This is a genomic window from Arthrobacter sp. U41, from assembly GCF_001750145.1.
GTDB lineage: Bacteria > Actinomycetota > Actinomycetes > Actinomycetales > Micrococcaceae > Arthrobacter.
The window spans coordinates 51,973-71,947 of sequence record NZ_CP015733.1; the positions used below are offsets into that span (position 1 = coordinate 51,973).

The following is a 19,975-nucleotide window of genomic DNA, read 5'->3' on the forward strand; positions in this document are numbered from 1 at the left end:
GCGTCACGCTGGCGACGCTGCTGGACGCGCTCTCCTGCGTTCCGGGCCCACACAAGCTCTTGGGCCTGGGCACTGTCCTGACGACGACGAGGGCTGGGCGGGTAGGCTCGACGGCCGTTGCCGAGCAACGGCACATCGGTGAGTGTCTTGCAAAGCTTTAGATTTTCAAGACACCCGATCCGACCCCAGGAAGACAGAGAAAATTTCGCGCCGTGGCACGGAACGGCAATGTCTTGACAAGTCGTCTCATAGAGCGCCGTGTCTCAGGCACGTCTTTAGGGGTTTATGGGGCAGACTACGGTCATGGCACTTCTCGGATACACCCGGATCAGCACCGCCAGCCAGGACGACCAGCTCCAACGCGACGCCCTCACCGCGGCAGGCGTCCAGGCCCGGGACATCTACTCCGATGTGACCTCCGGAAGCAAGGAAGCCAAAAGCCGCCCCGGCATGCAAAAACTCATGGGCTACGCCCAAAGCGGCGACACGATCGTGGTGTGGCGCATCGACCGGCTCGGCCGATCCCTGCTCGATGTCCTGTACACCGTCAACGGGCTCCGGGACAAGGGAATCAAGGTCCGCTCGATCGCCGACGGCATCGATCCGGAAACCAATACCGGACGCCTGATGCTGAACATGCTCGCCACCTTGGCCGAGTACGAACGCGAACTCATCGTCGAACGCGTCAACGCCGGCATCACCGCCGCCCGCGCCGCCGGGACCATCTTCGGCCGCCCCGTGACCGACCCCGCCCTCACCGCCGAAAAGCTCCAGATCGTCGCCACGGCCCGTGCCGAAGGAAAAACCGCACAACAGGCCGCCCAACTCGTCGGCTGGAGCCGGGCCACCCTGTACCGGCACCAGCAAGCCAACGTCCGGCTGAAGGACTGAGAGGGACCGGCATGGAACTGGGAAGGCCAGACCCTCCATCCACGACTGCCTCAATCCCATCGGCCCCGGAGCCATCGGCGCAGATGCCCAGACCGTCCGACGTTCAAAACAACGCCGGAGGAGCCCGCACGTGCGGCCCCGGAACCGCAGTCCGGACGCTGGGAAAACCGTCGACCCGGGCTACCAGTGGCAAATGTGAATGACTTGATTCTCCGTGTCCGACTGGTGGCATGGCCGGGCTTATCGAGAACCCAGGTTTTCAGAAGGAGGGCCAATGCCCCGTCGTTCAATCCTGTCCGCCGCCGAGCGGCACACCCTGCTCGCCCTGCCCGAGGGCCAGGAAGAGCTGATCCGGCACTACACCCTCAATGATGCCGATCTGGCCCTCATTCGCCAGCATCGCAAGCCGGAGAATCGGTTGGGCTTTGCCATCCAACTTTGCTACCTGCGATTTCCCGGCGCCATCCTTGGCACCGACCAAACACCGGACCCACCGGTGTTGGCCATGGTGGCCGCCCAGCTCGGCGTTCCGGTCGAGAGCTGGGACGAGTACGGCCGGCGCGAACAGACCCGGCACGAGCATCTCAACGAGCTGCAAACGGGTTTCGGATTCAAACTATTCGGACTGAGCCAGTACCGGGCGGCGGTCCATGAGCTGGTTGAGCTGGCGTTGCAAACGGACAAAGGCATCGTGCTGGCCGGCGCCCTGGTGGAAAGCCTGCGCCGCCAGCGCATCGTCGTCCCGGCAGCGGATGTCATCGAGCGGGTTTGTGCCGAGGCGATCACCAAAGCCAACCGGCGCATCTACGCGGCATTGACCGGTGACCTTTCAGATGATCACAAACACCGGTTGGATGGTCTGCTCAAGCGCAGGGAGGAAGGCAAGTCCACCCGGCTTGCCTGGTTGCGCCAGTCGCCGGTCAAACCGAACTCGCGGCACATGCTCGAACATATTGAGCGGCTCAAAGCCTGGCAGGCGCTGGAGCTGCCCGCCGGCATCGAACGGCAGGTCCATCAGAACCGTCTGCTGAAGATCGCCCGTGAGGGCGGGCAGATGACGCCGGCTGATCTGGCCAAGTTCGAGCCGCAGCGCCGCTACGCGACCCTGGTCGCGGTGGCCGTAGAAAGCACGGCCACGGTCATCGATGAAATCATCGACCTGCACGACCGCATCATCGGCAAGATGTTCAACACCGCCAAAAACCGGCACCAGCAACAATTCCAGGCGTCCGGCAAGGCGATCAACGACAAGGTGCGCCTGTACGGGAGCATCGGCAAGGCGCTGCTGGAGGCGAAGGAAAGCGGCACCGACCCCTTCGCTGCCATCGAGTCCGTCCTGTCGTGGGATGCCTTCACGACCAGCGTGACCGAGGCGCAAAAGCTTGCCCGGCCCGGGGACTTCGACTTCCTGCACCGCGTGGGCGAAAGCTACGCCACGCTGCGCCGCTATGCCCCCGAATTCCTGGCCGTGCTCAAGTTCCGGGCGGCACCGGCCGCCAAGGACGTGCTCAAGGTCATCGAGGTGCTGCGTACCATGAACGCGGATAGCGCCCGTAAGGTGCCGGACGATGCGCCACGGGGATTCGTCAAGCCGCGCTGGGCAAAACTGGTCGTCACCGAAGACGGGGTCGACCGGCGGTATTACGAGCTGTGTGCGCTGTCGGAGTTGAAGAATGCGCTGCGCTCGGGCGATGTCTGGGTGCAGGGCTCGCGCCAGTTCAAGGACTTCGAGGAATACCTGGTCCCGGCGGGGGTGTTCAGCGATCTGTTGGCGTCCGGCGGCTTGCCGTTGGCCGTGGCCACCGATTGCGAGGAGTATCTGCATGGCCGGCTTTCACTGCTGGAGCAGCAGTTGACGGTGGTCAACCGGATGGCCGCAGCCAACGACCTGCCCGACGCCATCATCACCGGGTCCGGGTTGAAGATCACCCCGCTCGACGCGGCCGTCCCCGACGCGGCGCAAACACTGATTGATCAGACGGCGATGCAGCTGCCGCACGTCAAGATCACCGACATGCTCATGGAAGTGGACGGGTGGACAGATTTCACCCGCCACTTCACGCACCTGAAGACCGGCGACAGCGCGAAGGACAAGAAACTCCTGCTGACAACGATCCTGGCCGACGGCATCAACCTCGGGCTGACCAAGATGGCCGAGTCCTGCCCCGGCACGACCTACGCCAAACTGTCCTGGCTGCAGGCCTGGCACATCCGGGACGAAACCTACTCAACCGCCCTGGCCGAACTGGTCAACGCCCAATTCCGGCAACCTCTCGCCGGGAACTGGGGCGACGGGACCACCTCGTCATCCGACGGCCAGCGGTTCAAGGCCGGCGGCAGGGCCCAAAGCACCGGCCACGTCAACCCCAAGTACGGCACGGATCCCGGGCGGATGTTCTACACCCACGTCTCGGACCAGTACTCGCCCTTCAGTGCCAAGGTCGTCAACGTCGGCGTCCGCGACTCAACCTATGTCCTCGACGGCCTGCTCTACCACGAGTCGGACCTGCGCATCGAGGAGCACTACACCGACACAAACGGGTTCACCGACCACGTCTTCGGCCTGATGCACCTGCTGGGATTCCGCTTCGCCCCACGCATCCGCGACCTGGGCGAGACCAAGCTGTACATCCCCAAAGGGGACACCCCCTACGGCGCACTCAAGCCCCTGATTGGTGGCGCCCTCAATACCAAGGCCATCCGCGCCCATTGGGACGAGATCCTGCGGCTATCCACCTCGATTAAACAAGGCACAGTGACGGCCTCACTGATGCTGCGCAAGCTCGGCAGCTACCCCCGCCAGAACGGCCTGGCGGTGGCCCTGCGCGAGCTGGGCCGGATCGAACGCACCCTGTTCATCCTGGACTGGCTCCAAAGCGTCGAACTCCGGCGCCGGGTAAACGCCGGGCTCAACAAGGGCGAGGCACGTAACGCCCTCGCCAGGGCCGTGTTCTTCAACCGGCTCGGCGAAATCCGGGACCGTGGATTCGAGCAGCAACGCTATCGCGCCAGTGGCCTCAATCTCCTCACCGCCGCCATCGTGCTCTGGAACACCGTCTACCTCGAACGAGCCGCAAACGCGCGACGCGACCAGGACCCGGAATCCCACGACGCGCTCCTGCAATACCTGTCACCACTGGGTTGGGAACACATCAACCTCACCGGCGACTACACCTGGCGCAGCAGCGCCAGGATCGGCACGGGCAAATTCAGGCCCCTACGATCAGCTTCCAAGGCTTAGCGTGGTATTTTTTCCGTTTTCTGAAGCGCCCCCCACTAGGCTGACCTCTATGCGACCACCGGAGCTTTCAGTTCTATCCCTAACAACCCGGACCAGTCATGCCTGACTTGATCCTCTTGAACGGGCCGCCCGGCATCGGGAAATCAACGCTGGCCAGAATGTACGCTGATCGCCACCCGGGCACATTGAATTTGGACATCGATCAGGTGCGCTGCCTCATTGGCGGGTGGCAGGACGACTTCCAGGCCACCGGGGCGATAGTCCGCCCCGTGGCCGTAAGCATGGCTGCCACTCACCTCGCCGCAGGCCGTGACGTCATCATGCCGCAGTTCCTGGACGCGGAGGACGAGATCGCGGGCTTCCGGGCCGTCGCCGAGGACACCGGCAGTAGCTTCCAAGAGGTTGTCATCATGGACACAAGAGAGAATTCCGTCGCGCGGTTCGCTGGCCGTGGAGCAGGGCAGGATATTCCCTGGCACGGGCAGATCAAAGCAATCGTGGAACAAGGCGGCGGCATGCAACTGCTCGAGTCCATGTATGACGGCCTGAGCAACGGACTTCATACGCGCCCATCCGCAACCCTCATTCACAGCACTCACGGAGCTCCTGAGGAGACCTACGCGAACCTGATGAACGCACTTGCTCCTGAACAAGCGTCGCCCGAGTCCTAGCAGCACACGGTCCGTCCCGTCGCGGACAGTGTCCACACCGCATTGGCCCCGCCATCACAGCGTTGAACGAGCGGGACTAAAGATATCGACCGTTATCGCATTCAGCACGGTTCGAAACCGAACAATTACGGGTTTTGACTAGCTGTTGCTCAAGTTTGCCGCCATGGAGCGGCCGGATCGGTGAGCGTATCGAGCATGAGCTGGCACCAGGTGATCGCTGCATTAACCGCCAGATGAGCATGGCGTTTGCTGAGCCCAGCGCGTGCTCCCGCGCCGCCGTGTCCGGTCCCATATCCGCGGTTGCGCAGTTCTGCCACACCGATGGCGATACTCGAAACACCTCCGAGAATCTTTCTGACAGCCTCAGTTCCGTCTGGCCCCAAGGTCGCGGATGACGGATGGAGGCCAAGCGCCTGTTGTGCTTCCTTAACGAGCACCGGCAAATCTGTCCGTTCGTCTACGGCCGTTCCTCGCTCAATGAGCACCGTTTTGGCTGTGCTCTCGATGAGTTCCTTTGCGCTGCCGATAGCCAAGGCGAGGTCGTCATTGACCGCTCGTTGAAGACGATCAAGATGCTCTTGAATAACTCCAGGGTCCGTCAGCCCAGCAAGCGAGGACTCTTCCAGACGTGGGCCCCGGGGCTGCATCTCCATAGTCTCGAGCTTCCGAAAGACCTCACCGAAAAGTTCATGGACAAGATCTCGTCGCGCCTGCCATCCTCCGGACCCGGACGCACCCCGCCGCATCCAATAAGAACGAAAGCCGGAGAAATCTCGAAATGGGATCTCCAAATTAATGCCTATACGACTGCAGACCGCCCGAAGGGAACGAAGGACGAGCGTGATTTGAGGCTCACTGAGCTTGTTGGTCCCGTCGGTTCCGAACCCGCGGAGCTCGCTATCGGAAAGCGTGAGAAGTGCCATGGCCCCTGCGACGTCGCTGAGGTCCCCGGTCCTGCCCTCTAAGAGAGTCCGCACAAGATTCTCGTCGAGCTCGCTGACCCAAGTTTCGTCCCCTCCATTCATGCTCCAGGGGTTACCCACCCTGACGTCTTTGAAAAGGTTCAAAGCGCTCATTCATCTCCCAATCCTGATGCTGTCTTGTCACCGAGGGATTCCTGACTAGACCCTACTCGGGGGTACGTAGCGCTCCTTTCGATGTGACGGTTGGCCGTCGATGGCGATTAGTTCGCAGGATAGGTTTGGCGGTTCCGGGTCCCATAACGGACCTTTCAGCGGGCCAATGGCCAGGAGATCGGCGCTAGTCCATCGCTCTAAGCGGCAAGGCAGGGCTGAGCACCGAATTTGCGATCCGCTGCGCGGCTTGGTCCGCCGTGATGTGCGTGGTGTCGATGACCTCGGCTTCATTGTGCAGCCAGGAACGAGCTGCTTCGGCGTACGGTTCCAGATATGCGAAGCGGAACGTCGAAGGGCCGAGGTCCTTGTCGTTCTGTATGCGGTCGCGGAGCGTGGTCTGGTCGGCGTGGAGAACAAAATGCTGTATCGGTATGCCGTGCTCGGTCAGTCCATCGCTGATCTCCCGCCAGTAGCTCTCAACCAGAACAGTCATCGGCATCACGAGTGTGCCGCCGGTGTACTCGAGCACTCGCCGTGCGGTTTCGACAACGAGCGTCCGCCAAGGTTCCCAGTGTTGGAAGTTATCCGTAGGGGGAAGCCCCGGTTTGATATCCATCAGCACTTCGCCGACCTTCTCAGCGTCGAAGATACGCGCGTCGGGCAGCAATTGCTGCACGAGCGCGCTCGTCGTCGTTTTTCCCGCCCCGTGGGTGCCGTTGAGCCAAACAATCATGGACCGAAGCCTAGCGCCAAAGGAGTTTCCTTCACCGCCCCTCCTACAACCGATCCTTAGTCGACCGACTGCACGGCCGTCGTTAGAGCACAGGTCAAAAACGACCCATTATGCGTTAGTTGACGAGAGCGTCTGGACCAGCCCCAAGCGTTCCGTTCCGCGCTCATGCGCAGCGGCAGAACTCGACTACGGAACCTACGGAGAGATTTCTACGGAAAATCCCTGGAGAGATGAGTTTTGAAGTGTCCGGCGGGGACGAACGACGATGATCCGCTAGTGAAATAGTGTTGAGCTCGAAGACAGGCGTTGGCATGGGGGAGCAGCACCGCTAATCCGAACAAAGGAACCCCATTGGCCCGCAAAGTTCATGTTCAGCTGATCGATGACATTTCAGGCGAGGAAGCCCAGGAATCCGTCGGTTTTGCCCTCGATGGTATCGAGTACGAAATCGACCTGACCGAAGAGAACGCAGCCGGGCTGCGCAAGGCGCTGGAGCCCTACATTGCCCACGGCCGGCGTGTTCGCGGCTCCTCAGCCGGCCAGAAAGGCAGGGGCACGACGTCCAGCCGGGAACAGACGCAGCAGATCCGGGAATGGGCCGAGGTGAACGGGTACAGCCCCAGCGCCCGTGGCCGCATTAGCCAGGACATCAAGAAAGCGTACGACGAGGCCCACTAGCGGCCGTCCGGCCTGACTATCCCGTGGCTGAGCTGCGGCCGACTGAGCAGAGGGCTCAGGGCCGCATCGATTCGCCCGAGGTAGGGGAGCGGCGGCCGTGAGCCTCTAAGTCGTCAGGCCGGGAGCATCCGGGCAACCTGGGCAGCGGGTTCGCCCCCTTGGGGTGATGAGTCTTGCCGGCCATTTCGCGGGCGCGTTCAAGAAGAAGCTGTCTGTTACCCTGCAGATTGGCCGCCGTGTGGTGAAATCCTCTGGAAGGCCGGAGCTGCTGGCCGCTGAGGTTGGGGGACCATGCTGCTCACTGCAATGCTCGATGGGAACCGGGTCGAAGCTGCAACGTTTACCTCTGAAGCGTGGGTGGAGCTTCAGAGGTCAGAGGACCGCAAACGGATGGTCATGCCGGTTTGTAACGTGCGTGCCGTCGCCAAGACCCGCGGACCCTTCACCCGCTATTTCGCGCATCACAGGAGGGACGGCTGCAAGGTTGACCATGGCGGGGAATCGCCTCAACATCTGGCCATGAAAGAGGCTTTGAGGCTCTGCATTGATCGGGTACCTGATTGGCACGCGATCGTCGAGCACCCTCACCCGTCCCGGGAATGGATCATCGACGTCTTGGCCGAGTCCGATGACTTCACCAAGCGGGTCGCGTTCGAGGTGCAGTTGTCATCCCAGACGCCGGAGAACTACTTCGCACGGTCCCAGCGCTACTTTGACAGCGGAGCGTTTCCGGTCTGGCTCATCCCACGACAGCTCGAGTATCACGAGACCAAGGTCCCAGTAGTAGTGACGGGCTTTGGCAAGACATCCGAAGTTCCGGATGACCCCGCCGAACTGCTCGCCCTGCCCGCAGACCAAAATTTCCTCCTGACCGGAGACAGTGTCGGTGCCTTCGTTGAGGCCCTACTCCGGAAGGGTCACTCCTGGATACACGGGACCCCGCATGCCCAAGCGGAGGCTCAGAGGGCGGCTGAAGAGGCGGCGGCCGTTGCTGCAGAGGCCGAGCGCATGAAGCAGGAAACAATCAAGCAGCAAATTGAGGCGATGAATGATCTCTCCGCTTCCCCCGAATCGGCATTCGGCCACCATACGGTGCGCACCCGCTTAGATGTTCATGTCTGGGGCAGCCTCACCTGCTGTTGGGAGTGTGAAGAACCGATGCTGGTCTGGGACGCGCGCACGTGGTCTTGGGGCGGCGGGATGCCCAGGCTGCAAGTGAAGTCCGAGGTCGATCAGAAGCGGCTAGAGAACCACCCAGAGGTTCATCGCGCGGTCGATGGCTGGATCCGGGCTGCAAAGCCCGATGTCCCGAAAGCAGTTATCAAAAAGCGGCATACCCTGGCGAGCGGCCGGCTCTACAGCGCCTTCGTCTGTCCATCCTGCGACAGCACAATGGGCCAATTTTTCATTGCGTGCATCCGTCCGGAGAAGTGGTCAGTCCTAGGCAGCCCCGCCGCCGTACCGCCGCCGGTTCCGGTCATCAAAATCCCTGCGGCCACCACTTCTCCTACGCCCTTACGATGCCGCATCCACGAGACTCCAAAAGAAGAATGCGACTGGTGCCAGAAACGGCCGTCGCCGCGATTGGGCCGGCGCTACTGAGGCTCCATTTGCAAAGTCGGGCATAGGTCTCGTCCCAGACAATAGGGATAGGGAACGACGGCCGGACACCCGGGCCGCCCCGCTACCGGCAAACAACGTCTTCCGCGTCAGCACCCATTTTCAACCGCTGGCTACGCAGAAGCGTCGGGGGGAGAGAGGTCCTGGCCGGTCCGAACGGTAGCGGCCAGAAAACTGTAACTCGCGTGAACATCCTTCACTGCAAGATTCCAAAGGGGTCGTTCATATCCGTAAAGTTTTCACCCATGCCCGGGAGTCCGGTACCTTTGCGGGGCTTCCGACATCCCTCGACATCCTGTCACAAAACAAGTTGTGGTCCACCTTTGCATTACTTAGAATAAATAACGGCTTAAGTGACATCTGCTGATTCCAGCCGACTCCGGGATAGTGTCATTTTCAGAAGTCGTCTGCACGGATGTCAGGAGTCGTCTGCACAACGCTGGCCACCTAGAGTTGAGCGTTAGTCAGTGGGACTCTTGCAGGCTCAATGCCTTGTCAAAAAGTCCTAACAACTGCTGGATGTGTCGTGCGACCTCTTCCCGCATCTCTTCATCGATCTGAGAAAAAAGCACCGCGAGATGCATCACGGAGACATCATCTCCAAATATCAACTTCGCATTGAATTCACGGGTGAAGGGGATCGGAGAACGTGCTTCAGACCTGGAGGGACGTAGATGCTCTCGGGAACGCTTACTTTGCAGGCTCGGAGATCACTCAGGCGATATATGACGGGCTCGCCATCATCCACATCGTCTACTAAGCAATCGCTTTCTTCGAAGAAGCCGAACATGCCGTCCTTCGACATGACGAGTCCGAGCCACTGCTGTTGGTCGTCACCGTTGCCGCGGAACATGACGGCTGGCACCATCAGTCGATCTCCAAGGAATGCGAGATCTATTTCGTCGAAATAGCGCAAGGCGCCGTCGATAAGCCTGTTAGGGTCTTGCTCGTCTGGGGAAGAGCCAGCGTAGCCGGCTTGGAAAATAAGGTTTCCTTCGTCTGGGCCAAAAATTTTCGTGCAGAGAAGGAACACATAAGCAGATTTGGCCTCCGCGTCAGTCACTCGTCGAAGGTCGGGTTCGAATTGGGTCACTAGCCAGGTGACCTCGCTTTTCCCGATGACAGGTTCCGGTACCCATTGAGGGCGGTTCTTTCGCCCGATGTAGGCGACCTGACCTATCGAAAAGGCGATTGCGGGTGGTACTCCCACTCTCTCCAAGCGAAACTTCAGATCGTTTGCAGCACCATCCATAAACCCCATGCCCTCATCGTTGTCAAAAGGCCCGCGGGAAACAAGCAGTAGGGCTTCCTTCATGCTTCATGGCCTGTCTCCACCGCTCCGTAGCCAGTGGCTAATAACTCCGGGTGGCCTCTTGGTTCGTGAGACTGTCTCTATATGACCTCCCCAGTATTCATATCCTGCCTTGCCCTTCTCTTCACCATTGGCTCGTTCTACTGGCTTCAGGCCCGGAAGGCCCTATCGGCCAGACTCGTTAGAGACCGCTTCTTGAACGAGAATAGAGGCTGGAGGCAGGAGGGAAACTTCACCATGAATACATCCACACCAGCAGGGACTGGACAGCCCGTACCGGAAGAAATAGCCAGCCAGGACCAAGGATCAGCGGAGCAGGGCCCGCGTTCCAACCGGTCGGCACGCAGGACCTTTACCGCCGAGTTCAAACGCGCGATCGTCCAGGAATACGATGCGGCACCGAACGGTTCCAAGGGCGCAGTGCTACGCCGCGAACGGCTCTACGATTCCCATATCCAGGAATGGCGGGCCGCGTTCGATGCGGGCAGGCTCGCGAAGCCGGCGGCACGCCGGGGCCGGCCGAAGAACACGGACGAGCAGGCCCAGATCGCCCAGCTGACCAAGGACCTGGTCGCGGAGCGGGCCGCACACGAGCGGACCCGCGGGAAGTTGGCTTCCTCGGATGCCGCCCTGGATACCTTGGGAAAAGGAGTCGCGTTCTTGGAAGCTCTCTCATCGAAGAACGCGCAATCACCAGCACCGCACACCAGTCGTGGCAATCAGCAACCGCAACGGAACTGACCGGGCACCTCGGGGTGGTGAGGGCCTGCAGGCTGGTGGGCCGCTCCCGGGCCACCCATCACCGGCAGGCCGCGCCCAAGCCCCGGATGCACGGGCCCTGGCCCAAGGCCCAGCACCCGGCGGAGCTCTCGCCGGCCGAGCGTGCCGAGATCCTGTCGGTGCTCAACCGCCAAGACTACGCGAACCTTTCACCGACCCAGGTCTATGTCCGTGAGCTGGACGAGGGGCGGTACTGGTGTTCGCAGCGCACCATGTATCGCGTGCTGGCGGACGCGAAGATGGGCGGGGAACGCCGACGGCAAGCCACTCATCCGACCAAGGTGATTCCGGAGCTCATGGCCACAAAACCGTGCGAAGTGTGGTCCTGGGATATAACGAAGATGCGTGGCCCGGCGAAGGGAATCTGGTATCACGCCTACGTGGTGCTGGATATTTTTTCCCGTTACGTGGTGGGCTGGCGCATCGAGCGTATCGAGGACGGCCAGCTGGCCGCGGACCTCGTGCAGGAGATTGTCGCCGAGACCGGTGGTAACCCTCCGGGGTACCTGCACGCCGATGGTGGGGCGGCGATGACGTCCAAAGCCCTTGCCTCGATGCTGGTGGACATGGATATCACCAGGTCGCATTCCCGAGCCCATACATCGAATGACAATCCGTTCAGCGAGGCCCAATTCAAGACCATGAAATACACCTCTGACTACCCGGAACGGTTCGACTCCGTGAACGAGGCCAGGACCTGGATGGAAGGATTCACCGCCTACTACAACCACGAGCACAGGCATTCCGGGATCGGCTATCACACCCCGGCCAGCGTGCACTACGGCACAGCCGAGGACGTGCGTGAACAACGCCAGCACACCCTGGACCGGGCGTACGGCGCGCATCCCGAGCGGTTTGTCCGCCGTCCTGCCGCACCTCCGCTGCCGCTGAAGGCGGCGATCAACGACCCGGCAAAAAGAGCCGCGCCCTCGGTGCATTTACAACAACCACTACGTCTCATTTGATTTGACAAATTCCGAGGGCCGGCTGAAGCTCTTTCCCGTGGTCACCTTCAGTGGGTACTGGAACAAGTCGAGGTTGGTACTCAGGCTGCCCGTGATCCTGTTCAACTCCGGTGCGCGCCCGCGTGTGATCACTGCGCTGCGGCTGGTAACAACAGACGACAAGGGTAAAAGGATTGTGCTGGAGTGCCACTCATTCAGGAAGACCATAGACCCGACGTCAGAAGACATGGAGGACATGGCACACGCCTATGCAATACCCGCCCGACAAGTCGTGACTAAGCATGCCCACTTCGCAGTAGACAGCTTGCCGGTGTTCAATCAAGCCGAGCCCGCCTCGTTCCAAGTGCAGGCATTGGTAGACGACAGCACTAATTGGCGCAAGGTGGGAGACGTGATGGTGCACGTAGAAATCATCTACACGTCCAGCTACATCACGTACAGCAACAACCCTGGCGTCTGGCCAGCCAACCTCCAAGATGACGCCGCCGGCTATCGCGCTCTGCTCTATGGTGCGGAGGCAATGCCTCTGGACGCCCATGGAAACTCGGTTCACTAGTGACGGGTGGGGTGTCCCCCCATTCCTGTGGGTGGCCTGCCCGAGCCACTGTCAGTCTTCTAAGCCGTTGCCCGGAGCGTTCGAAGTCGTCTGCACGAGCGGAGAAGGCGGAATGTTTTCCGAACTCTCAATAACGAGGGATTTCGAGGACGGTTGAATTGGGAATCTAGCCTGGTGCGTGGATTCGATCGCTGTTTGGTGCCCTCCTTTCTCTGTGGCGCACACCCGCCCATTGCTCATTGCAGGCGACGTGTTTCCTAGTTCGACTCGGGTCACGTCGGATCAGAGACTAACGTCAGGGTTCACGTGTCCCAGGCAAACAGGCGCAAATCGGGAGCACCAGATTGTCCATTCGTTGTTCTTGTCTCCGCTCTATAACCTTTGCTGTGAAGGCCCGCCGTTTCCCCCATTCGGCGGGCGTTCTCCATAGCCGACGCGCCCAAGGAAGAGCGGAAGTTGCTGCCGCTCGGATGGGCCGTCAGGACTTTCCTTCCGGTGTGGGGCCGGCGTCCCGGCGAAGCCAATTCATGGCTTTCCTCGACGAGGTGAAGTAGCTGACCGGGCAGGGCAGCGGACTTACACGGAGAACGAAGAGCGCAATGGTGTAGTCCACGGGAGAGGAACCTAACAGCGCAATCCGCGAAACGCTTCCCTGTGACGGAAAGACTTTTCGGGCTGCCCGGGTGAAATTCACCCCTCTTAGGAGTATGAGCATCGGCAAGCTGGTTCCCTGGCCGAGCGCGTCTATGGCGGCGACTGCACATTGAGCATCCTCAACCCCAATGGTTTGGCCCTCTCGCCAGGACAGCCGCAAGATTCCGTCGGCCAGTTCAAGAGTGCCTTTATCAGTGATTTCGATACTGCGCATGGGGTCCTTGCCGCGTGATTTTTCGATTCCCCCAGGTCAAGACCCTATTCCATGGCGCGCCTCGGGCAGTGACCACTCGCGGGGCTGGCACTTTTGTTCTTGAGTTTGGTGGTGCTCCTCGTGGATGCCCACTCAAGAAGCTCAGAAATTGTGTGCATCCTTGGACAATTCATACCCAATCTTGAGGAGCGGAAGTCATCATTGACCAACCCCTGAAGCCGACGGGTAGTGCTGGGCATTGTGCGGTAGCTTCTGTAGCAGAGCGGAAGTGGCCCACACGCCCAGGTCGTGCCCTGCTGGGTGCAGTGCGCGCTGCGAGATCAGCGGCGCGCTTGTCTGCCGCTCTTACGCTGAACCGATTAGTCGGCGCACCGAGAGGCGGGGCTGACTCCTGAAATTCCTGAGACCAGGAGTCAGCCCCTTGGCGGAGCCCCGATGAAGGCTAGAAGGACCCTCCCCAGCGAGGTAGAACACCGCCACCCACACATAATCCGCTACCTGCCCGCTCCAGACAAGGGTGGCAGTGAGCCCTTCGCCAATGCCTTTTGAAGACACGCAGGCTTATTAGATGCACTAGCGGGGGCGTTCTTACAAAGGAAGGATTTCAAGAACAGGTTGATTCGAGAATGGTGGTGCCTGCCGCGCACTGCTGCACACCGGCGCCGTTCCGTGGGAAACCGCCCTTGCGATGTGTCATTTTCCGAAGTGGTCTGCACGGAATTTCGGAAGTCCTCTGCACGCGTCTCCAGCTGGGGTGATTCTCAACGTAGTCACCGTCCGTGGATCTGTAAATGGGTGCTAGTGCTTTACCCGCAGTATGCGCCGGTGGAGGCGCTGTGCACGAGTTTGGCGTACTTTGCGAGCACGCCCTTGGTGAACTTGGCCGGCAGTGGCTCCCAGCCGATCTTGCGGGACTCGAGCTCAGCTTCGTCCACCAGCAGGTCGAAGGTCCGTGCTGCGATGTCCACACGGATGCGGTCCCCGTCCTTGACGAAGGCGATGGGTCCGCCGTCGACAGCTTCAGGGGCGACGTGGCCGATGCACAGGCCCGTGGTGCCACCCGAGAAGCGCCCGTCCGTGAGAAGAAGGACGTCCTTGCCGAGGCCTGCGCCCTTGATGGCGCCGGTGATGGCGAGCATTTCGCGCATGCCGGGGCCGCCCTTGGGGCCTTCGTAGCGGATGACCACCACGTCGCCCTTGTGGATGGCGCCGTTGTCCAGCGCGTCGAGTGCGCCCTGTTCGCGCTCGAAGACGCGGGCGGTGCCTTCGAAGACGTCGGCGTCGAAGCCTGCGCTCTTGACCACAGCACCTTCGGGCGCCATGGAGCCGTGCAGGATGGTGATGCCGCCGGTTTTGTGGATGGGGTTGTCCATGGCACGGAGGATCTTGCCGTCCAGGTCCGGCGGGTTGATCGCGGCGAGGTTTTCGGCAACGGTCTTGCCGGTGACCGTGAGGCAGTCGCCGTGCAACAGGCCGGCATCGAGCAGTGCGCGCATGATGACCGGCACGCCGCCGATCTTGTCGACGTCGGTCATGACGTAGCGGCCGAACGGCTTCAGGTCGCCCAGGTGCGGGATCCTGTCGCCGATGCGGTTGAAGTCCTCAAGCGTCAGCTCAACCTCAGCTTCGCGGGCGATGGCCAGCAGGTGCAGGACCGCGTTCGTGGAACCGCCGAAGGCCATGGTGACAGCAATGGCGTTCTCGAACGCCTTCTTGGTCATGATGTCGCGGGCGGTGATGCCGAGGCGCAGCAGGTTGACCACGGCTTCGCCGGACTTGCGCGCAAACTGATCACGACGGCGGTCTGCCGAGGGCGGGGCGGCGGAGCCGGGGAGGGACATGCCCAGGGCCTCGCCGACGCAGGCCATGGTGTTCGCGGTGTACATGCCGCCGCACGCGCCTTCGCCGGGGCAGATGGCGCGCTCGATGCGGTCAAGGTCACCCCTGCTCATCTTGCCCGCGGCGCAGGCGCCCACGGCCTCGAAGGCGTCGATGAGGGTGACTTCCTTTTCTGAGCCGTCCTCCAGCTTGACCCAGCCCGGCATGATGGAACCGGCATAGACGAACACGCTGGCCAGGTCCAGGCGGGCGGCTGCCATGAGCATGCCCGGCAGGGACTTATCACAGCCGGCCAGGAGGACCGAGCCGTCGATGCGCTCGGCCTGCATCACGGTTTCCACGGAGTCGGCAATGACTTCGCGGGAGACCAGGGAGAAGTGCATGCCGTCATGGCCCATGGAGATGCCGTCCGAGACGGAGATGGTGCCGAACTGCATCGGGAACCCGCCGGCGGAGAAGACACCTTCCTTGGCGCTCTGGGCGAGACGGTTCAGGGAGAGGTTGCAGGGAGTGATTTCGTTCCAGGAGCTTGCCACGCCGATCTGGGGTTTGGCGAAGTCATCGTCCCCCATACCCACAGCGCGGAGCATGCCACGCGCGGGGGCCGCATGAATGCCGTCGGTAACCACCCGGCTGCGGGGCTTGAGGTCCACTAAATGTGATGGTTGCATATCTTTCCTCCGGTGTTGATTTGAAGCTACGTATCGCTCTGAACGCGTTGGGCAATGGGACGCGTCGAGGTCATGGGCAGTGTTAGGGGTTGCAGCCGTTGCAAAAACGCGGGTCGGCGCGTGGTGGGTCAGTTACGTCGCGGGTAGAGCGGTGCCCGCAGGTGAGGCATCCATGAATCTCGGCGCGGGTCTCGCTCGTTGGCTCGCCGCAGCCCGTGCACGGGAGTCCTGCCACTCGCTCCACTTTCCAGAATCCCGGGGTGTCGCAGGACGGACATCTGGAGCGAAGTTTCTGTGCGAGGTTTTCGGCCGCGAGACGGATGGTTTCCATGCGCGTCGGATTGGCATGGGCGCGCATATCGGTCTCGAGAAAAACCTTGCCGTTGGCCGATCGGGCCAGCGCCCTCGAAAAGGCGAGCTCCAGCTCGGGCCAGGCGGCGATTCCTTTATGCATGCGGGGGTCGTGCTCGCCGTCCGGGCGAACGACCAGGTGGTGTTCGGGGAACTTCGATTCGCGGGCGAACGTTTGGGCCTCCGCCCAGTCCGCGGTCAGCAGGTGGAAGAAGTTCGTCTTGCCTTCGGCTGTTCCAACGACCTCCAGTTCGCGCTCACTGTCGATCCAGATCATGAGTTCGATGTTCCAGGGGAACATCCCCATGGCCGGATCCGGGCCAAACGAGCCCTCGTTGGCGATACCCAGCGGCAAACCCGACAATTCCATGCCCACCTGCGCCTTCTTGCGCGCAGCCTCGAGCTGTGAGCCGGCGCGGGGGACCTCGCGGGTGAAAGTACCGAGCAGATCCGTGTCGTAGCCCGTGACGTGTTCGAGCCGGCAGCCGAGCGCACGCTCGAGCACCGGGACGATCACCCGCTCCTTGCCATGCTGGGTAAGCAGAGAAATCCGTTCACCGGAATAGACGGAAGGCGGGGTTGAATTGCCGGACTCAGTGCTGATCACAACTGACCTTTCACTCCAGGGGGAACGACTGGGAACCGCAGGTTTGCGGGATGAGTGGCACATCCGGTGACGGCTGCTGCTCCTGCAATTCTCCTCACCCCATGCCGACGTTTTCACAGCACACCTGTCATGTGCACGCGATGAGGTGGAAAAGTCCCTGTGGCCGTCCCGCAACCGCAGATGTTACGTACCAGAATACATGAAGTTTGTCTCATGAATCATATAGCGTGTATTAATGGCACTGTCGGCATACCGGTGGCGTCGAACGGATTACAGCCAAACGATGCTAGGTACGGGCCGTTGACCGCGCTCCGGTTTCACAACAGCTGGAAACGAACAAGAGAGTCACCGCATGATCGATCCCATCATCCTTTTCTTCCTGCTTGGCGCCACGGCGGGCCTGCTGCGTTCGGAGTTGCGGCTACCGGCTGCGATCTACGAGTTCGTCAGCATCGTCCTGTTGCTGGCCATCGGCCTCAAGGGCGGTATCGAACTGGCCAGGCAGCCTTTCGGCAGCCTGCTGCCGCAAATGCTGGCCGTGGTGGCGCTGGGCTTTTTCCTTTCACTGGCTGCCTTCCCCGTGCTGCGCTACCTGGGCCGCTTCAAACGCGCGGATGCGGCTTCCCTCGCCGCCCACTACGGCTCGGTGAGCGTAGGCACCTATGCCGTGGTGGTCGCCTATCTCGGCAGCCGCCAGATCGCGTTCGAAGAGCACATGCCCCTGCTTCTGGTGTTGTTGGAAGTGCCGGCCATCATTGTGGGAATTGTCCTCGCGCGGGGCCTCTCACGCGAAACCCGGTGGAGGTCGGTCGCCCACGAGGTTTTCCTGGGCAAAAGCATTGTGCTGCTACTGGGCGGGCTGCTCATCGGCTGGGCAGCCGGGCCGGACGGGCTGTCGTCGATCGAGCCGCTGTTCTTCGATCTCTTCAAGGGGATCCTGGCCCTTTTTCTTCTGGAGATGGGGCTGATCACCGCGACACAGGTAGGAAGCCTGCGCCGGTACGGGCCATTCCTGATGGCCTTTGGAATTGGCATGCCGCTCTTTTCCGCCCTGGTGGGGACCGGGCTAGGGTGGGTCCTGGGCCTCTCCATAGGCGGTACGGCCGTTCTTGCGACACTGGCGGCGAGTGCTTCGTACATCGCGGTTCCGGCGGCCATGCGCATCTCCGTACCCGAGGCCAATCCCACCCTGTCGCTGGCAGCCTCGCTGGGGATCACATTCCCGTTCAATGTACTGTTTGGTATCCCGATCTACCATGCACTGGCCGTGTGGGCACATACTTTCGCGAAAGGATGAGACCGATGCAAAGGCATACACGCAAGCTATTGACCGTCGTCACCGAAGCAGCACTTGAGGCCACTCTCACCCGTGAGATCGACCGGCTCAATGCTCACGGATACACCATCACCGACGCCCGCGGCAAAGGCCACCGGGGCGTCCGCAGTGCCGGCTGGGAGGCGAACAGCAACATCCGCATTGAGGTGGTGTGCGACGAAGAGACGGCCAGCGCAATTTCCGCCTACCTTCAGGAGCACTATTACGAGGACTACGCCATGATTCTGTTCGTGAGTGACGTCGACGTTTTGCGCCCGGAGAAATTCTAGACCCTGATCGGGCGGCGCTCGCTCCGGACCGATGCAAAGGAGTCAATGGATGCCCGAGTGCCGTGGCTTCAGCTCCGGGGACGCACCACCAGGACGGGGCAGGCCGCATGCCGGACGCACTGGTCACCTACGGAGCCGAGCAGCATCCCGGCGAGACCGCCGCGACCGCGCGATCCGACAACCAGCATGCGGGCGTTTCGTGAGATTTCAATGAGGCTCTTGGCTGCGCTGGAGTGAACGGCTCTGTAGCTAATGGGGACCATGGGGTGTTTGTCGACGATCATGCGTACATCCTCCACGAGCCCCTCATCTACGGCCGCGGCGTACTCATCAAACGACGACACGTACCCGAACTCCCAATCGGGCGGCCGCGGGGCAGTGGAGAGAGACCAGGCCCGCACGATGACGATGACGACAGCGACCTGCAGCTCGTCCGCGAGCCCAAGAGCCGTGGCCAATGCATAATCTGCACCGTCAGATCCATCGTGCCCTACCACGATGCTGTTGCCCGGTGCCGGATTCAGTCCATCAACCGACTTTTCATGGCTCACTGATGGTTCTCCATGCTGTTGGAGGTCGCAACAACGCCGGCTGCCGACAGGCGATGGCCCCGCGGCCGAGGGCCAGGCGATTCACTGCTGAGGCAATGCGACGGGTCCGCCCGAATGCAGAGCCGCCGCCCCGGTAGGTCATCAAGACAGTTTCAAATGTGACTCCGGTGTGGTCCAAGGCCTGGGCCCGAGGCGCTCCAATCGGAGCATCTCCTGTTGCCTGCGTGCGGTGACGGACCGGACCAGGGCGGCGTCGGTCGTGAAGCCCAAACGGGGCCGGGCGAGAGCGATCAGCAGGCGGGCACCGGCGCTGCGCGCCTGTGCGGCCGCCGCGGTCAGAATGTCTGCGGCGTCGGACTCGGCCACGACGACGAGGAGATGCACCGGCCCTGCGGAATCCGCAGTGGTGGCGGGAACACCGGCTGGAGGTGGCGGTCTGACATGTGCCTCTCGATTATTCAAGAGCGAGCTCCTTCCAGACCGACTCAGCTCAGCCGTGCCGAAGACACTCCGGCCGGCCATCCCGCCACCTGATGCAGGTAGCGTATGATTCAACTACTGAACTCAGATTAGCGAACTGTAGTTCATGTGTCTAGGGTTGGGAGGTGGATTCCGGGACGAGGACCGCGAGGAGTTCGTCCAGTTCGTGGCCGGCATCGACGGGATGGCGGAAAGGACGACCGGTGGCGACGGTGTAGCTATTGCGCCGTCCGGCACGGGTTCTGGTGATATAGCCGGCCTCCACAAGGTCAGCAGTTATCTTTTGCGCAGCACGCTCCGTAACGCCCACCCGGGTGGCGACGTCGCGCATCCGGATCTGCGGATCGCGGGCGATAGTGAGCAGGACGTGGGCATGGTTGGTGAGGAACGTCCACTGCGTCTCGGCGGCGGCCCCGGCGGGTGTCCCTGAGTCAAAATCCTTGGTTGCCATTTCAAGGACAATAGTCCATCGGACCCGCA

At 61.5% G+C, this 19,975-nt stretch carries 20 protein-coding genes; 10 read left to right on the top strand and 10 right to left on the bottom strand.

The annotated features are described in order from the left end of the window. The first annotated feature begins 303 nt into the window (after nt 1–303). The 3 genes from ASPU41_RS20165 (at nt 304) to ASPU41_RS20175 (ending at nt 4,803) form a co-directional block, all read left to right on the top strand. Nucleotides 304–891, top strand: a complete 588-nt coding sequence (locus ASPU41_RS20165) for a recombinase family protein (RefSeq protein WP_069952878.1) — start codon at nt 304–306, stop codon at nt 889–891. Between the two features lie 274 nt (nt 892–1,165). After that, nucleotides 1,166–4,132: a Tn3 family transposase gene (locus ASPU41_RS20170; protein WP_069952879.1), complete on the top strand. Its 2,967-nt coding sequence runs from the start codon at nt 1,166–1,168 to the stop codon at nt 4,130–4,132. A 98-nt stretch (nt 4,133–4,230) separates the two neighbouring features. Further along, complete coding sequence (locus tag ASPU41_RS20175) at nt 4,231–4,803, top strand: AAA family ATPase (RefSeq protein WP_069952880.1); 573 nt, start codon at nt 4,231–4,233, stop codon at nt 4,801–4,803. A gap of 149 nt (nt 4,804–4,952) precedes the next feature. Here the strand turns inward: ASPU41_RS20175 and ASPU41_RS23140 are convergent, their stop codons facing one another. Together ASPU41_RS23140 and ASPU41_RS20185 are read right to left on the bottom strand one after the other, a co-directional pair. Then, on the bottom strand, nt 4,953–5,456 hold the full coding sequence (locus tag ASPU41_RS23140) for an abortive infection family protein (RefSeq protein ID WP_197515878.1): 504 nt from the start codon (nt 5,454–5,456) through the stop codon (nt 4,953–4,955). A 607-nt stretch (nt 5,457–6,063) separates the two neighbouring features. Beyond that, a complete protein-coding gene (locus ASPU41_RS20185; RefSeq protein WP_069952882.1) occupies nt 6,064–6,612 on the bottom strand; it encodes an AAA family ATPase in 549 nt (182 codons plus the stop codon). Nucleotides 6,613–6,963: 351 nt separating this feature from the next. Here ASPU41_RS20185 and ASPU41_RS20190 point away from each other — a divergent pair, with 351 nt between their 5' ends. After that, nucleotides 6,964–7,290, top strand: coding sequence for a histone-like nucleoid-structuring protein Lsr2 (locus ASPU41_RS20190; RefSeq protein WP_069952883.1), 327 nt, complete (start codon nt 6,964–6,966; stop codon nt 7,288–7,290). A gap of 291 nt (nt 7,291–7,581) precedes the next feature. Then, a complete protein-coding gene (locus ASPU41_RS20195) occupies nt 7,582–8,892 on the top strand; it encodes a competence protein CoiA family protein (protein WP_069952884.1) in 1,311 nt (436 codons plus the stop codon). A gap of 482 nt (nt 8,893–9,374) precedes the next feature. Here the strand turns inward: ASPU41_RS20195 and ASPU41_RS23820 are convergent, their stop codons facing one another. After that, the gene (locus tag ASPU41_RS23820) at nt 9,375–9,497 is read right to left on the bottom strand and encodes a hypothetical protein (RefSeq protein WP_269450087.1); all 123 of its coding nucleotides are present in this window, start codon (nt 9,495–9,497) and stop codon (nt 9,375–9,377) included. Nucleotides 9,498–9,517: 20 nt separating this feature from the next. Beyond that, nucleotides 9,518–10,225: a hypothetical protein gene (locus ASPU41_RS20200; RefSeq protein ID WP_069952885.1), complete on the bottom strand. Its 708-nt coding sequence runs from the start codon at nt 10,223–10,225 to the stop codon at nt 9,518–9,520. A gap of 234 nt (nt 10,226–10,459) precedes the next feature. On the opposite strand from ASPU41_RS20200, the gene ASPU41_RS23585 reads away from it, so the two are divergent. The 3 genes from ASPU41_RS23585 to ASPU41_RS20215 are packed head-to-tail and all read left to right on the top strand — an operon-like array spanning nt 10,460 to nt 12,523. Next, nucleotides 10,460–10,963 carry a transposase gene (locus ASPU41_RS23585; protein ID WP_197515666.1) on the top strand — a complete coding sequence of 168 codons (504 nt, stop codon included), beginning with the start codon at nt 10,460–10,462 and terminating at the stop codon, nt 10,961–10,963. Nucleotides 10,964–10,980: 17 nt separating this feature from the next. After that, nucleotides 10,981–11,967 carry an IS3 family transposase gene (locus tag ASPU41_RS20210; RefSeq protein WP_231941082.1) on the top strand — a complete coding sequence of 329 codons (987 nt, stop codon included), beginning with the start codon at nt 10,981–10,983 and terminating at the stop codon, nt 11,965–11,967. Between the two features lie 37 nt (nt 11,968–12,004). Continuing rightward, nucleotides 12,005–12,523 carry a hypothetical protein gene (locus tag ASPU41_RS20215; RefSeq protein ID WP_069952886.1) on the top strand — a complete coding sequence of 173 codons (519 nt, stop codon included), beginning with the start codon at nt 12,005–12,007 and terminating at the stop codon, nt 12,521–12,523. Between the two features lie 478 nt (nt 12,524–13,001). Here ASPU41_RS20215 and ASPU41_RS22860 read toward each other — a convergent pair whose 3' ends face one another. The 3 genes from ASPU41_RS22860 to ASPU41_RS20225 all read right to left on the bottom strand — a co-directional run bounded on the left by ASPU41_RS22860 (nt 13,002) and on the right by ASPU41_RS20225 (nt 16,859). Further along, on the bottom strand, nt 13,002–13,391 hold the full coding sequence (locus ASPU41_RS22860) for a DUF7793 family protein (RefSeq protein WP_157357158.1): 390 nt from the start codon (nt 13,389–13,391) through the stop codon (nt 13,002–13,004). A gap of 806 nt (nt 13,392–14,197) precedes the next feature. Beyond that, nucleotides 14,198–15,901: a dihydroxy-acid dehydratase gene (ilvD, locus tag ASPU41_RS20220; RefSeq protein WP_069952887.1), complete on the bottom strand. Its 1,704-nt coding sequence runs from the start codon at nt 15,899–15,901 to the stop codon at nt 14,198–14,200. 82 nt (nt 15,902–15,983) lie between these two features. Further along, nucleotides 15,984–16,859 carry a DUF6671 family protein gene (locus ASPU41_RS20225; protein WP_157357159.1) on the bottom strand — a complete coding sequence of 292 codons (876 nt, stop codon included), beginning with the start codon at nt 16,857–16,859 and terminating at the stop codon, nt 15,984–15,986. 352 nt (nt 16,860–17,211) lie between these two features. On the opposite strand from ASPU41_RS20225, the gene ASPU41_RS20230 reads away from it, so the two are divergent. Beyond that, nucleotides 17,212–18,156 carry a sodium-dependent bicarbonate transport family permease gene (locus ASPU41_RS20230; RefSeq protein WP_069952888.1) on the top strand — a complete coding sequence of 315 codons (945 nt, stop codon included), beginning with the start codon at nt 17,212–17,214 and terminating at the stop codon, nt 18,154–18,156. Nucleotides 18,157–18,161: 5 nt separating this feature from the next. After that, on the top strand, nt 18,162–18,464 hold the full coding sequence (locus ASPU41_RS20235) for a P-II family nitrogen regulator (RefSeq protein WP_069952889.1): 303 nt from the start codon (nt 18,162–18,164) through the stop codon (nt 18,462–18,464). A 68-nt stretch (nt 18,465–18,532) separates the two neighbouring features. On the opposite strand, the gene ASPU41_RS20240 is transcribed toward ASPU41_RS20235, so the two are convergent. From ASPU41_RS20240 to ASPU41_RS20250, 3 genes are all read right to left on the bottom strand, one after another. Then, complete coding sequence (locus ASPU41_RS20240; protein WP_197515879.1) at nt 18,533–19,015, bottom strand: universal stress protein; 483 nt, start codon at nt 19,013–19,015, stop codon at nt 18,533–18,535. Nucleotides 19,016–19,156: 141 nt separating this feature from the next. Next, entirely contained in the window at nt 19,157–19,477 is a 321-nt protein-coding gene (locus ASPU41_RS23145) for a hypothetical protein (RefSeq protein WP_197515880.1), read from the bottom strand. 130 nt (nt 19,478–19,607) lie between these two features. Continuing rightward, nucleotides 19,608–19,946: a helix-turn-helix transcriptional regulator gene (locus ASPU41_RS20250; protein WP_069952891.1), complete on the bottom strand. Its 339-nt coding sequence runs from the start codon at nt 19,944–19,946 to the stop codon at nt 19,608–19,610. Between the last annotated feature and the right edge of the window lie 29 nt (nt 19,947–19,975).

What these genes read in the sequence shown, in the direction of transcription:
- ASPU41_RS22860 (WP_157357158.1), bottom strand. Translation starts at nt 13,391, where the DNA reads ATGCGCAGTATCGAAATCACTGATAAAGGCACTCTTGAACTGGCCGAC.
- ASPU41_RS20250 (WP_069952891.1), bottom strand. Translation starts at nt 19,946, where the DNA reads ATGGCAACCAAGGATTTTGACTCAGGGACACCCGCCGGGGCCGCCGCC.
- ASPU41_RS20185 (WP_069952882.1), bottom strand. Translation starts at nt 6,612, where the DNA reads ATGATTGTTTGGCTCAACGGCACCCACGGGGCGGGAAAAACGACGACG.
- ASPU41_RS20230 (WP_069952888.1), top strand. Translation starts at nt 17,212, where the DNA reads ATGATCGATCCCATCATCCTTTTCTTCCTGCTTGGCGCCACGGCGGGC.
- ASPU41_RS20170 (WP_069952879.1), top strand. Translation starts at nt 1,166, where the DNA reads ATGCCCCGTCGTTCAATCCTGTCCGCCGCCGAGCGGCACACCCTGCTC.
- ASPU41_RS20200 (WP_069952885.1), bottom strand. Translation starts at nt 10,225, where the DNA reads ATGAAGGAAGCCCTACTGCTTGTTTCCCGCGGGCCTTTTGACAACGAT.
- ASPU41_RS20165 (WP_069952878.1), top strand. Translation starts at nt 304, where the DNA reads ATGGCACTTCTCGGATACACCCGGATCAGCACCGCCAGCCAGGACGAC.
- ilvD (WP_069952887.1), bottom strand. Translation starts at nt 15,901, where the DNA reads ATGCAACCATCACATTTAGTGGACCTCAAGCCCCGCAGCCGGGTGGTT.
- ASPU41_RS23585 (WP_197515666.1), top strand. Translation starts at nt 10,460, where the DNA reads ATGAATACATCCACACCAGCAGGGACTGGACAGCCCGTACCGGAAGAA.
- ASPU41_RS20235 (WP_069952889.1), top strand. Translation starts at nt 18,162, where the DNA reads ATGCAAAGGCATACACGCAAGCTATTGACCGTCGTCACCGAAGCAGCA.
- ASPU41_RS23140 (WP_197515878.1), bottom strand. Translation starts at nt 5,456, where the DNA reads ATGGAGATGCAGCCCCGGGGCCCACGTCTGGAAGAGTCCTCGCTTGCT.
- ASPU41_RS20195 (WP_069952884.1), top strand. Translation starts at nt 7,582, where the DNA reads ATGCTGCTCACTGCAATGCTCGATGGGAACCGGGTCGAAGCTGCAACG.
- ASPU41_RS20175 (WP_069952880.1), top strand. Translation starts at nt 4,231, where the DNA reads ATGCCTGACTTGATCCTCTTGAACGGGCCGCCCGGCATCGGGAAATCA.